General features: G+C 64.1%; 1 protein-coding gene. It reads left to right on the top strand.

Annotated elements, in window-relative coordinates; genetic code table 11:
- The coding region (locus tag IF09_RS0139625) for an Hsp70 family protein (protein ID WP_030304469.1) at window positions 1-298 on the top strand (298 nt) is incomplete at both ends.

The raw sequence follows: 298 nt of genomic DNA, 5'->3' as shown, positions 1-298 counted from the left end.
ACAAGGGCGTGAACCCGGACGAGGTCGTCGCCATCGGCGCCACCCTCCAGGCCGGTGTCCTCAAGGGTGAGGTCAAGGACGTCCTGCTCCTCGACGTGACCCCGCTGTCCCTCGGCATCGAGACCAAGGGCGGCATCATGACCAAGCTGATCGAACGCAACACCACGATCCCGACCAAGCGGTCCGAGATCTTCACGACGGCCGAGGACAACCAGCCGTCCGTGCAGATCCAGGTCTACCAGGGTGAGCGCGAGATCGCGGCGTACAACAAGAAGCTCGGCATGTTCGAGCTGACCGG

The organism is Streptomyces katrae, assembly GCF_000717655.1.
Taxonomy (GTDB): domain Bacteria; phylum Actinomycetota; class Actinomycetes; order Streptomycetales; family Streptomycetaceae; genus Streptomyces; species Streptomyces katrae_B.
The sequence above is the reverse complement of the archived record's forward strand: the minus strand, read 5'-3'. Positions and strand labels throughout refer to the sequence as shown.